Source organism: Pseudovibrio sp. Ad37 (assembly GCF_001623075.1).
Taxonomy (GTDB): Bacteria; Pseudomonadota; Alphaproteobacteria; order Rhizobiales; family Stappiaceae; genus Pseudovibrio.
In genome coordinates this window covers 24510-36296 of the sequence record NZ_LMCF01000216.1, presented here as the reverse complement: position 1 = coordinate 36296, position 11787 = coordinate 24510, and the positions used below count along the sequence as shown (strand labels likewise).

12 protein-coding genes are annotated in these 11787 nt (G+C 51.4%); 4 read left to right on the top strand and 8 right to left on the bottom strand.

The annotated features are described in order from the left end of the window. Positions 1–242: 242 nt before the first annotated feature. The 3 genes from PsAD37_RS28965 to PsAD37_RS23045 all read left to right on the top strand — a co-directional run bounded on the left by PsAD37_RS28965 (position 243) and on the right by PsAD37_RS23045 (position 1588). Complete coding sequence (locus PsAD37_RS28965) at positions 243–539, top strand: hypothetical protein (protein ID WP_063289621.1); 297 nt, start codon at positions 243–245, stop codon at positions 537–539. Positions 540–861: 322 nt separating this feature from the next. Continuing rightward, complete coding sequence (locus PsAD37_RS23050) at positions 862–1146, top strand: Hpt domain-containing protein (RefSeq protein ID WP_063289620.1); 285 nt, start codon at positions 862–864, stop codon at positions 1144–1146. 121 nt (positions 1147–1267) lie between these two features. Next, positions 1268–1588 carry a 2Fe-2S iron-sulfur cluster-binding protein gene (locus PsAD37_RS23045; RefSeq protein WP_008547474.1) on the top strand — a complete coding sequence of 107 codons (321 nt, stop codon included), beginning with the start codon at positions 1268–1270 and terminating at the stop codon, positions 1586–1588. 71 nt (positions 1589–1659) lie between these two features. On the opposite strand, the gene PsAD37_RS23040 is transcribed toward PsAD37_RS23045, so the two are convergent. Then, complete coding sequence (locus tag PsAD37_RS23040; RefSeq protein WP_063298079.1) at positions 1660–2877, bottom strand: MFS transporter; 1218 nt, start codon at positions 2875–2877, stop codon at positions 1660–1662. A gap of 108 nt (positions 2878–2985) precedes the next feature. Here PsAD37_RS23040 and PsAD37_RS23035 point away from each other — a divergent pair, with 108 nt between their 5' ends. Then, complete coding sequence (locus tag PsAD37_RS23035; RefSeq protein WP_063298078.1) at positions 2986–3771, top strand: helix-turn-helix domain-containing protein; 786 nt, start codon at positions 2986–2988, stop codon at positions 3769–3771. A gap of 6 nt (positions 3772–3777) precedes the next feature. On the opposite strand, the gene PsAD37_RS23030 is transcribed toward PsAD37_RS23035, so the two are convergent. From PsAD37_RS23030 to PsAD37_RS23000, 7 genes are all read right to left on the bottom strand, one after another. Then, positions 3778–5481: a DUF3011 domain-containing protein gene (locus PsAD37_RS23030; protein ID WP_208992037.1), complete on the bottom strand. Its 1704-nt coding sequence runs from the start codon at positions 5479–5481 to the stop codon at positions 3778–3780. 232 nt (positions 5482–5713) lie between these two features. Then, on the bottom strand, positions 5714–6889 hold the full coding sequence (locus PsAD37_RS23025) for a VWA domain-containing protein (RefSeq protein ID WP_063298077.1): 1176 nt from the start codon (positions 6887–6889) through the stop codon (positions 5714–5716). Positions 6890–6960: 71 nt separating this feature from the next. Further along, complete coding sequence (locus tag PsAD37_RS23020; protein ID WP_063298076.1) at positions 6961–7485, bottom strand: GrpB family protein; 525 nt, start codon at positions 7483–7485, stop codon at positions 6961–6963. 84 nt (positions 7486–7569) lie between these two features. After that, a complete protein-coding gene (locus PsAD37_RS23015; protein WP_063298075.1) occupies positions 7570–8631 on the bottom strand; it encodes a YcjF family protein in 1062 nt (353 codons plus the stop codon). Next, positions 8628–10124: a YcjX family protein gene (locus PsAD37_RS23010; RefSeq protein WP_063298074.1), complete on the bottom strand. Its 1497-nt coding sequence runs from the start codon at positions 10122–10124 to the stop codon at positions 8628–8630. The genes PsAD37_RS23015 and PsAD37_RS23010 overlap by 4 nt, the downstream gene beginning before the upstream one ends. A 93-nt stretch (positions 10125–10217) precedes the next feature. After that, entirely contained in the window at positions 10218–10748 is a 531-nt protein-coding gene (locus PsAD37_RS23005; RefSeq protein WP_063298073.1) for a histidine phosphatase family protein, read from the bottom strand. Between the two features lie 402 nt (positions 10749–11150). Continuing rightward, entirely contained in the window at positions 11151–11768 is a 618-nt protein-coding gene (locus tag PsAD37_RS23000; RefSeq protein ID WP_208992036.1) for a hypothetical protein, read from the bottom strand. Positions 11769–11787: the final 19 nt, after the last annotated feature.

Below are 11787 nucleotides of genomic sequence, written 5' to 3'. Positions count from 1 at the left end.
GGCCCCATGCAATCCAACAGCTCTGAATTGAGAGCACCGTCGAACTTCTAGGGCCAAAAACAAGGAGTTTTCAGAATCAAAGCGGACCGTTAATGTTAACGGTACCTTAAGATTTAGATTTCCCCACCTTGCAGCTACCCTTAACCTAATGGCACAATCCGGTGGACTGTACAACAGAAGTTGCCGGGATTTTTAGGTGCCCTACGATAAGTCACAGGCAGCAATTTTGGGGGGAACTCACTATGGCTAATCGCGAAAATTCTCCAGTCAGTTCTAAAGGTTCCAATCGTCCGAGTCCCACACAACTCAAATGGTTAAGGCGAGGTCTTAACGAAGCAGGTGGAAAGTTACCGCTGTTCGATGAGAGCGGTCGACAAGTGCCAGCTGCAACTGTGCGGGCGTGTATTGCAGCAGGGTGGGCGGAGCCTTGGTTTTCCAACCCGTTGAAGCCGGATTGGCTCGTTTGTAAGCTGACCGATACGGGACGTGCGATGCTGGAGCGTGATGGTAATTCGAAAAATCTTGTTAACCATCTTTAACAGAGCGTCTTGTCAATTTTAACGTGTAATGGCAGTGAGAGCCGGTGACGGGGTCACGAGTCTAGATTTGAATCTGGGCGGTAGGATCTTGTTAACCATGAAATAAAAACCTGTGTTTTCTTTTGGGGACTAGATTCCGTTGCCTATGGGAAATGAGGGGTAGAGTCTTGGTGGTGGCAGGGTTTGAGTCACTCAAGCGAATCAACTTTCCGAATATCGCGATAACTTTGAGTCACTTGGCTGTGTTTGGAGGCCTAACGTAAACTTGGCTATGGAACTACATAAAACTACAAGTGCTATATGTAGGGATCACTTCTCTTCTGTGACGTTTGATGACCCGGATTTGCAAGGTCAGATCCTGGAGATGTTTGCTCATCAGATAGAAGAGTTCCGTCGGGGATTGTGCGAGACAATGGGAACAGAAGCCCTTCGTGCCTTGCTGCATCGCTTTAAAGGCTCTGCGCGCGGTGTTGGTGCGTTTGCGCTTGGGGAGGCGCTGGAGCAAGCTGAGCAGGAAGCTGCGAGTGGAGTCGTGCCATTGCTGGTGACTGTTGAGACTTGCCTTACGGAGGTGTCTGCGGATCTTTCAAAGCTGCGGAATTTGTAATGCGAGATTGGCTGCGCGGGTTTGACCATAAGGTCTGGTTCAGAAGTTCTTGAATAGCTGGGCGCCTGCATGTATCTGAAGACAACAGAATAAGCCAATCAGGGTCGGGACGACTTTAAATATGCCAAAGATTACTTTCATCACCTCATCAGGTGAAAGCCATGAGGTGGATGCTGCTGCCGGTTCTACCGTTATGGAGAACGCGATTAAGAACATGGTTCCTGGAATTGAAGCGGAATGTGGTGGCGCCTGCGCTTGCGCGACCTGTCACGTGTACGTGGACCCAGCGTGGAATGACAAAACTGGTGAACCAGAGCCTATGGAAGAAGATATGCTCGACTTTGCTCAGGATGTTCGGGATACGTCTCGCCTTTCCTGTCAGATCCGTGTGACTGACGAAATGGATGGTCTCGTGGTTCACATTCCAGAGAGCCAGAGCTAAGCAGCTGCAGAGCTTGAATGAAAAAAGGCTGGTCCGATTGGGCCAGCCTTTTTTGTTGGGTTATGGGATGCCTACTCAGCGCCGACGGCTTGTGGCTGACGAGCCGGGACCCAAACGGTTTCCATACCTGGCTCCGGATTGCGCGGGATCATGCGGCTCAGGATCAGGCTAACAGCAGCCATGGATGCGCCTGCGATGAACACCAGTGCAGGGGAGAAAAGCCAGATTGTGCCAAATACCACCGGAATCACCACAGCTGCGATGTGGTTGATGGTGAAGTCGACAGCGGAGGTTGGTGCAATGTCTGCCGGATCTGCGATCTTCTGGAAGTAGGTCTTCATTGCGATGGCCATGGCGAAGAAAGCATGGTCGATTACGTAAAGGGTGCCAGCCACGTACACGTTGGTGACGAAGGCGTAGGACAGGAAAACGATGATCAAGCCGACATACTCGCAAGTCAGTGCGGTTCGCTCGCCAACTCGGCCAATGAAAGCGCCAATTTTTGGAGCGAGGAACATGTTGATTGCGCCATTCAGCAGAAACAGCGCTGCAACTTCATGCACTTCATAGCCAAAGCGTTCGACCATCAGGAAGCCTGCGAAAACTGTAAAGATTTGACGGCGGGCACCACTCATGAAGGTGAGCGCATAGTAGAGCCAATAGCGTTTGCGCAGGATCAGCTTTTTGTGCTGTTCCACGTGTGCTTTGTACTTTGGGAAGGCAAAGGCTGCAAAGATAGTTAGAGCCATGCCTGCAATTCCTGCCCACAGGAACACTTGCTCATAGGATAGGTCAAACGTCTTCCAACCGATCATGATCGAGCCGTAGATGCACAGTGAGACCAGTGACGAGACCGCAATAATTTGCCCGAGCAGTGCCGGGGCGTCTTTCTTAGGTAACCACTGCAGGGATAGAGACTGCTTGAGCGTCTCGTAGTAGTGGAAGCCGAAAGACATGATGAGGGTGGTGGCGTAAAAGCCGATCGCGGATGGGAAGTATCCGGTGATTGCAATGCCGAAGCCCATTAGTCCCAACGAGATCAACGTGAACGTTTGTTCTTTGAAGATCAGCAGCATGAAAATGACTGTGAATGCCAGCAGGCCGGGGATTTCGCGGATGGACTGCTGAATGCCGATTTCCTGCCCGGTGAAATCGAGCGAGTTGACTGCAAAGTTATTGATGAGGTTCCACCACACAGAGAATGAGAGTTGTGAGGCGACGGTGAGGACCAACAAAAATACAAAGGGTGAGCGCCAGTCGGCTCTGATGTCTTTAATGATATTCAACATGGTGCTTCGTTCTTAGAAATGAGTTTTGCAATTAAGTAAGCGAAAAGTTTGTTTACGTGATAGCACTAGTTTGCCAAAAAATATCTTGAAGTCGCCAAGAGGTGTTTGATGCCCATTCATGCTGATGTTTTTGCAGACCCACATGAGGTGGATCGTCCGCAACCCATTGTTGCTTATGCGGTAGATATGCCCATTGGCGGGCAGGGGGAGCCGCATGCGCATTCACGCGGGCAGCTGGTTCATATCATGCAAGGGTCCACGACTGTGTTTACTGAGGAGGGGACATTTGTTGTACCGCCAGAGCGTGCAGTCTGGGTTCCCGGAGGTATGATGCATCGGACTGTCTATCCGATCAAAACACAATTTCGGAGCCTGTATCTGCGAGAGGACTGGTCTGAGCGACTTTCTGATAAGCCTGTTGTGGTGCAGGTGACGCCGCTCTTACGCGAGCTGATACAGGAGATTATGGCAGCGCCCCGGGACTATGCGCTTGATGGGGCGACAGCGCGGATTGCGCAGGTGATTGTTGATCAATTGAAGAGTTTACCAGATGCGCCGCTGCAGTTGCCGATGCCAGTCAACCACGCGCTTTTGAAAGAGCTTTGCCAGTCTATCCTGTCATGCCCTGCGCACCTGCCGAGCCTTGCGGATGCTGCGGAGCGGACGCTTATGTCCCAGCGCACGTTTGAGCGGCGATTCTTTGATGAGACGGGCTGGAGTTATCGCAAATGGTGTGGGCAGGCCAAGCTGTTTCGTGCTTTGGAGCTGCTCTCAGCAGGCCGAAGTGTGGGTGATGTGGCTTTCAAACTTGGCTATGAAGGGCCAAGTCCGTTCATTTCTCAGTTCCGCAAAGCGTTTGGCACGACGCCGGGCAAATACTTCAAGACTGCGTAGCCTAGGTTATTTGCTGGCGCTGCATGCGCGGATGAAGTTGCGTACGTGCTTGGCGCTGCCTTTGAGGCTTACGTTGTAGATAGCATAGCCGCCCAGATTGATCTTCAGTTCGTTGTCTCGCACCATTCGGTTCCAAAGTGAAGAGCCATTGCTCAAAGTAAGGAGTGGCAGGGAAACACCGGCTTCCTGATTCAACGAACTGCCGACGCCAACATAGCTTTCCTTGAACGGCCTTGTGCTTAGCGAAATCAGGATACTATCGCCTTCCTGCAAAGCAGGGATGGTTGACTGAAACATGATCTCGATATCACCGCTTCCAGCCAGGCAACGGGCGTAAAAGTCGGTATCGTCTGTTTCTGGTACGCCATGGACCAAAACAGCGCTCTTGTCGCCTGCACCTGTTGGGAGGCCAGACACCCAGACATAAGGACCATCAAATCCATTCAGTGGAGCCTTTTCCTGAAGGAATTTGTCAGGGTTTGGCAGAAGGTCCTGCGTTATGAGATCTGTGTTTTGCTCATGGAAAACAAAATGTTGGGCGGCTCTTCCGTTGCTGTTGAGCGCGCAGGAAAAGTTGAAGGGCACGTACATGCCCTGACTTTGGTAGACACCGCGACCAGCGAGTTTGTCCCCTGTCCGTACCAGTACCGGTTTCTGGTTCATCTGCTGATTGGTGAATGTGCCGAGGCCCAAATAGACAGGCGGCAATTCTGACAGGGAATTCTTGGTTGCGATGATCTTGCTGCCCAGTGTGGAGCAGGCGCGGCGGGCCTTCCAGAGTGGTTCGGCCACATTGATTGCCAGATCATCTTCCGGTGCGATCTGGCTGTTTTCCAATGGTGGCAAGTCTTGTGTCACAACCTGCGTTGGAGGCGCAGCCTGTGGAGATGTGCTATCCCGCTTCAGCTTGTAATAGCATGCTTTTTTCGAGGCAGGATCTGGGTCTCCGAAGAAATCGGTCCGGCAATGTACATCACCTTTCGCAGACTTCTCGTAAAATGCGCCGGGCCTGCCGAAGCGAACGGTTGTTGCGTAGGGCAGCTCGCAAACCTGAAATTCGAGAGCACATTTACGCCATCCGTCCTTCGTAAATTCAGGAAGCTGCGGAATGGGGGTGATTAAACCACCTGAGCTGGTTGACTTGATCTGCTTCTTTAGTGAAGACGAACTGGCGCTTACCGTGTTTACGGTTTTGCGAGCGTACGGTTTGTTGCCAACATAGAAGATGCCAGAACAGCCTTTATCCGTCCAAAGATGTGATGGGACGACGCCCCAGCTTTCATTGAGTTTGCAGAGCGCTGAGGAGGTCTGACGCAGCAGCTGGACGTAATTGCGGTTGGCGTTCGAGATCTTGCACTTGGTGTAGCCAGCGTTCTCAGAGGCGCAAACAACCACGTTGGTGCCATCCAGACGATCTGGTGAGTTGGCGATATGGTTCGCTGTTGAGGGCCTATGCGTCGGATCGCTGCTATGTATGTTATCGCCCTCAGGTTGTCTGGTGAGGGTGTTGGTCAGGCAATCGATGAATTCCGGGCTGTCCAAAGCTGCATCGGTTTTGTCGAGACAGCTTTCAATTATGAGCGCTGGAATAAGCGAGTTAATGGGCGGAATTGTTGTCGCGTTGGCATTGGTAGCAAGGAACGGTGCAATGAAGGCGATGGTGCCTGCCGATGTCCTTGTAAACAGTTGCCACAAAATAGATTTGCTCACAGCATAGCCTCTCTTAGCCCTTCTGGTGCACTTGTTGCCTAACGCAATCAGCTTGCGCCCAGCTGAAAGCGTGTTGCAGCTTCTTCTCCAAAACAGGTGTGAAGCATGCTTTTTGCCAAGCGCGGTTGCTGTCTAGATCTCAATGCTACTTGCAGTCTAGTTGTAAAATTACAAAAAGGGGAGGTTAAATGCACTGTGTCGTTTGATTGAAACCAATCAAGTGGAACACGCTCTAGCGCACAAGTTCCTTCATGGCGGAATCCATACCTTCCAGAGTGAGAGGGTACATGCGCTGGTCAAACAACTCTTTCATCATGCCGATGGAATGGGTGTAATCCCAATGCTTTTCCCGTACCGGATTGAGCCAGACTGCTTTTTGATAAAGGTCTGTCACGCGTTTTAACCAGACGTTACCTGCTTCTTCGTTCCTATGTTCGACTGAACCGCCGGGGTAAGTGATCTCATAGGGGCTCATTGAAGCGTCGCCAATGAAGATCACTTTGTAATCGCTTGGATATTTATGGAGCACGTCCATCGTATTGATGCGCTCTGTGTGGCGGCGGTGATTGTTTTTCCAGACGAACTCATAGAGGCAATTGTGGAAGTAGAAGTATTCCATCACCTTGAATTCGGTTTTGGCAGCAGAGAAAAGTTCTTCGCAGACGCGAATGTGGTCATCCATTGAGCCGCCGATGTCGAAGAATAAAAGCACTTTGACCGAGTTGCGCCGTTCCGGGCGCATTTGGATGTCGAGCAGGCCTTTGTGGGCGGTGGATTTGATGGTGTTGTCCAGATCCAGCTCATCAGCTGCTCCGGTTCTGGCGAATTTACGCAGGCGCTTCAGGGCAACCTTGATGTTGCGGGTGCCCAGTTCAACCGTGTCATCCAGATCCTTGAACTCACGCTTGTCCCAAACCTTGACGGCGCGGCGATGGCGGCTGCCGTCCTGTCCAATCCGAATACCTTCAGGGTTGTAGCCATACGCGCCGAACGGGGATGTGCCACCTGTTCCGATCCATTTGTTGCCGCCCTGATGGCGTTCTTTTTGCTCTTCCAGTCGCTTTTGTAGCGTTTCCATGAGCTTTTCAAAGCCGCCCATGGATTCGATAAGTTTCTTCTCTTCTTCAGAAAGGTGCTTTTCTGTGAGCTTGCGCAGCCACTCCTCTGGAATGTCTGTGGTTGCCACTTCGCTCATCAGGTCCAATCCGTTGAACGTGTGACCAAAGACGCGATCAAACTTGTCCAGATTGGATTCGTCTTTGACCAGCGTTGCACGGGCGAGGAAGTAAAAATCCTCCACCCGTTTGCCGGCCAGATCAACGTCCAGCGCTTCCATAAGCGTAAGATATTCGCGTACGGATACGGGTAAACCAGCGGATTTTAGCTCTTCGAAAAACTGAATAAACATGGGGTCACATTATGCGATTGAGCGGTGCAGTGTCGAGAGTGCAATTGACACCTTAGGCAAAAGCATAGGGATCAATAGGAGCCTCTTGCCCAGTCAATTGCTTTGGCTAGATGTAGTTCAACGAAATCATTTTTGCCTTCACGATAGGCTTCGACGTCTCCGTTGACCTCCTGTGCCGTTTTCTTCTTCAGGTGGGCGTATTTCTCGCGAACGTCAGGGTGTGCTTTCAGGTAATCACGAAAGGTCAGATGCCGGTAGACGTGTGGATCTCCTGATTTGAACGCATGGAGGTGGTGGGTTCGGTTGTCTCCGCCTTTTTCGAAGTAGCGGCGGCCTTCAATACCGTTCTCGCCTTTGGCCACATAGCCGAGATTGATTAGCTTTGCAGATTGAGCATCGAGTACTGGGATGCTGGAGACTTCCAGCAGGATGTCGATAATTGGTTTGGCAGCGAGGGCTGGCACGGAGGTGCTGCCAATGTGGTGAATGTCTTCGACAATATCTCCGAGCAGCTCACGCAAAATTTCTTGCTCCAGCCGGAACTCTTCGGCCCAGTTGTCTTGTGCATCTACCACTTTGACTTTGCGTGTGATCATAGCTGTGTCTGCCGCCTTTGTTTCGCCAGTCCTTTGAACATACCAAGAGATTGGGGGAAGCACAGGGCTGGCGTGAGATATTCGTTAATCTTGGTCGACAATTTCATCTGGGGCAGATTTCGTGATCTCGCTCATGAGCTCTGTTAGCGACGGGCCTTTTGTGGCGATGAATGGTGCGGGGCGGCAGGTTTGAATTGCTGCAACGCCAATGCGTGCTGTGAGGAAGCCGTTGACCAATCCTTCGCCAAGGCGGGCGGAAAGTTTTGCCGCTAATCCCTGACCAATGAACTGTTCCAGCAGGCTATCTCCTGCTGCCATGCCACCTGTGACGGCCAGGTGAGCTGCGACATCTCGTGATAAACGCCAGAAACCGAGTGCGCCGGGACGAGCCCCGTAGAGGCGAGAGATGCGGCGGACAATGCGCAGGTTCTCGTAAAGAACGATCAGGATATCAACGAGTGCACGGGGTGATAGTGCGGTAACTACAGAAACACGCTTTGCGCTTTCCATGACGATTAAGCGCGCGCGGGCATCCATCGGGGCCATCAGCTCACGTTCTGCCAGCTTGACGAGATCTCTCCCATCAATGATTTCCTGCATATGACCTTTGAGTTGAGCACGGCCATGAGCTGTTTCCGGACGGTCTGCGTAGAGTGCCATTAGCTTTTGTAGAGCCGCACGGGCTTCTTTATCGCTATCATTGTCTGCTGCGGTCTGCAGATCATCGCGTATATGGTCTATTTGCTCCAGTCGAGAGAGTGCTCGCCATTCTTTGAAGAACAAACCGATCAGTCCGAGAAAGCCGAGAGCGGTGAGGCCAACAGCTGTCCAGCCCAACCAGTCATAGCGGGCAAAGAGATCTCTGATCAGGCTATCTACTGCCAGACCAACGGCAAGCGAGACGAGGCCGCCACCGCCAATGGCGATGATCTTGCTCCAGCGACTCTTCGCTGGTTTGGGCTCTGGGGCCACATTGTTTTGCGGCAGGGCCAACGCGTTTTCGTCTTCTTCTGACACAACGGCTTCAGAAGAAAGCGGTTCCTGCGCAAACTCTCCCTCCAACCGGACGGAGTTGTCATCCAGTTTGAATGCTTTCGGTGCACGGCGTGCCTGAGGCTTATGTTGCTGTGTCTTCTTGATGGTCATGCGAGTTTGTCTCCCAGCAAGAACTCCATTGCACTGTCCAGGCGGATGTGGGGAAGGGATAGGGTCAGTCCCTCTGCTGTCCGTTCCAGCTTTGGAGGGCGGAAGCGTACATACTTCAATGCGGTCTGGTCTTCCGGTGTGTCATGGTTTTGCTCGGTGGAGAACAGATCACCAAGATCGTCAGGAAGGTCTCCGGGGAAAATGGCGGCTTCTTCTTCGCCGTCAAACTTCATCTCACCGATGGTTTCTTCTGGCATTGGCGTGCCGAGGAGCGCAGGGGTTTCTGCGCCATCGTGGTGGACGGTTGCCTGACGAGTGGCCCTTACGGATGCAAGGGCGAGTGTTTCAACTGAAGCTCCAGAGAATTCTGCGCGATTGATTGCGCGTTCAACCAGCTGTTTGAGGAGCAACTCCAAATGATCATGATCCTCGCGTCGCAGATGGTCTGCCTTTGTGGCTGCAAACAGAATCCGGTCAATCTTGCGAGAGACTATTGAGAATAGCCAGCTTGCTTTGCCCGGTCTGAATGCACCCATAATCTCAGTGAGGGCACCGCTCAAATCATCCAGGGCCTCGGGGCCAGCGTTGATTGCTGTGAGTGCGTCCACGAGCACAATCTGTCTATCCAGTTTGGCAAAGTGGTTTTTAAAGAACGGTCTCACCACATGCTTGCGATAGGCTTCATAGCGGCGCTCCATGATGGCGAGGAGCGTGCCTGCTTTGGATTTGACCTGCGTGTCACCCAGATTGAGCGGGGCGAAGGTGAGGGCTGGTGTGCCCTTCATATCGCCGGGCATAAGGAAGCGACCAGGTGGCAGCATGGAAAGCGCGTTCTCATCATCCCGGCATCGGCTCAAATATGTGGTGAAGGTACTTGCCAGATCCTTTGCAATGTCCTCTGAAAACTCATCGTGCAGCTTATCTTGATAGCGCGCGAGTGTTGACAGGAACTCTTCAGACAAATCTGGCCTTGCTTTAGCGCGTTTCAGGGCTTCCTCGGAGAATTGCCGGAAATCCTGTCGTAGCAGAACAAGGTCGAGAAGCCACTCGCCGGGGTAATCCACGATGTCGAGGTGTAGTTTGCCGCCGCCTAATTGACGGTTCAGGAATGTGGCTGACTCGTATTCAATGGTCAGGCGAAGTTCGGAGATTTGATGTGTGGACTCAGGCCAAAGGCGATCTTTTGTCAGTGTCTCGACATGCTGCTCATAGTTGAAGCGCGGGACGTTGTCATCGGGCTGGGGCTGAAGATATGCGCGTGCAAGCCGTCCTGTGCCGGCAGCATCCAGCAAGGGCAGACGGCCTCCGGCAATGAGATTGTGAACGAGGGCTGAGATAAAGACAGTCTTCCCGGAACGTGCCAATCCGGTTACACCCAGGCGGACTGTGGGGACCGTTAGGTCAATCGCTGATCCCGTTAGATTGTCCAATGCTGTTTGTGCATCAGTCAGGGCAAGCTTGGCGTTTTTAAATAATGAATTCAGTGGGCTCACAGATCATCCTCCAAGGAACGATGTGGTGCGTTCTTTGGAGGAATGCAATCGCAAATGCGCCAATAAATGTTGAATTGTGCAAAATTTTCCTAGTCAGGAACCTGAAACAGCCTGTAGGTGCCGTGGTTGGAAGAATGAGACGATCCTTCCTTTCTTGCAGTCAATTTCTGACCAACGGTGCTCCTCAAAATCGATTACGGCGAGTGCTCCGGTTGGGTACTTGGATTGCATCTGGTGTATGTACTCAGGGTTGCCTTTTCCTGTGAGTTCAAGGGCAGTGTCCTGAATGGCTGTGTTGTGCCCGACGATAAGAATTGTGTCAAAACCGCCGCCATAGGCGCGGATCGCATCAATGTAGTCGCCTTCGCTGGAATTATAGAGATCCCTGAGTAGTTGAATGCGTGTATCATTTCGTAGGTATGGCATCACTTCCATGAGTGTTTGCCGTGTCCGCAAGGCAGTCGAACATAAGATCAGTTTTGGATGCATATGATGTTGGTGGATGTGGGCTCCAACCCTTGCTGCGGCTTTCCAACCGCTGGTGTTAAGGGAGCGATCATGATCGTGAGCACCCTCATCACTCCAGTCAGATTTTGCATGACGTAACAGCATCAGGCGAAGCATATGTTATCCTCCAGATATACTTTATTACTTTATGTTCCTAAGAGGTAGAAACATTCTAAGTTGTATTTGTGCTGCTGTGCTATATTGCAATGCAGCATAATTGGATGGACTTGTTTGTTTATTACTTGCTTTGTCTCTGTTTGAAACCTACATGTTTTCGATTGAATTTGGAAGGTGATAGTATTACCCTAATAGTATGGGGTTTTTATCTCGTAATTACTGAAATATTTATAAGTGATGCATGCATTCGTAACTGAGTTCTTTTCAGTCGTGCCTACAAGATATTTAGTTGGCAGAATGGTTTAGGCAACTGTACTGGTCGCTTACGATGCGGTGTGTTATAATATGAGTGTTGCACTGATGTAGGCGTGCTGAGTGATCCGCCAATCTAGCCGCGCTGCGTTAGTTACGGCGCTGTTCCTGCTCGACGCGAAGAGTGAGCTTTTTGAATAGCGCTCGGATCTTCTCAAGTTCGCTGACGGGGAGATCATCTGAAATGGATGCCCAGACCGTATAGTCAGCGCTTGGAGCTGTGTAGGCAGTGAAACTCTCGACACGACCCATTCGCATTGTTGTTTCGGTTCGAAACGCAACTTCGTTTTGCGGTGTCTTCAGAGCCAGTGGTTTGAAGTGGCTTTGACTGTATCCGCTTTTGAAGTTGTTTATGAGAGTTGTCGCCGTGTCTTTTTTGTGCCGGCGGAAGATGACTTTGATCTCGCCGTTTTCGGTTTCGTAAATGCATCCGATACCGAGTTCTTTCAGATCGGGAACGAGAGCTGATCGGGAAAGTTTGCTGATATAGTCTGGGCAAAACATGCCGGTGAAGTGCGTTAGTGCCTCCACATCTTTGCGCCAGCCGTTGTGCAGTGTATGTGGCTGGTAGAGGAGACTCTCCGAGATGGTGCTGTTCGCTTGTGCGAGTAAGCTGGCAGTAAGAAGCAGGCAGCTTGAGAGAATTGCTTTTGATGCACTGGAAAGTATGTGCTGACTCAAAAAACTGGTTTTATTGTTTTGTTTCATTTTCAAGCCAGGCAATGCA

What these genes read in the sequence shown, in the direction of transcription:
- PsAD37_RS23015 (WP_063298075.1), bottom strand. Translation starts at nt 8,631, where the DNA reads ATGACCATCAAGAAGACACAGCAACATAAGCCTCAGGCACGCCGTGCA.
- PsAD37_RS23045 (WP_008547474.1), top strand. Translation starts at nt 1,268, where the DNA reads ATGCCAAAGATTACTTTCATCACCTCATCAGGTGAAAGCCATGAGGTG.
- PsAD37_RS23000 (WP_208992036.1), bottom strand. Translation starts at nt 11,768, where the DNA reads ATGAAACAAAACAATAAAACCAGTTTTTTGAGTCAGCACATACTTTCC.
- PsAD37_RS23020 (WP_063298076.1), bottom strand. Translation starts at nt 7,485, where the DNA reads ATGATCACACGCAAAGTCAAAGTGGTAGATGCACAAGACAACTGGGCC.
- PsAD37_RS28965 (WP_063289621.1), top strand. Translation starts at nt 243, where the DNA reads ATGGCTAATCGCGAAAATTCTCCAGTCAGTTCTAAAGGTTCCAATCGT.
- PsAD37_RS23035 (WP_063298078.1), top strand. Translation starts at nt 2,986, where the DNA reads ATGCCCATTCATGCTGATGTTTTTGCAGACCCACATGAGGTGGATCGT.
- PsAD37_RS23005 (WP_063298073.1), bottom strand. Translation starts at nt 10,748, where the DNA reads ATGCTTCGCCTGATGCTGTTACGTCATGCAAAATCTGACTGGAGTGAT.
- PsAD37_RS23025 (WP_063298077.1), bottom strand. Translation starts at nt 6,889, where the DNA reads ATGTTTATTCAGTTTTTCGAAGAGCTAAAATCCGCTGGTTTACCCGTA.
- PsAD37_RS23040 (WP_063298079.1), bottom strand. Translation starts at nt 2,877, where the DNA reads ATGTTGAATATCATTAAAGACATCAGAGCCGACTGGCGCTCACCCTTT.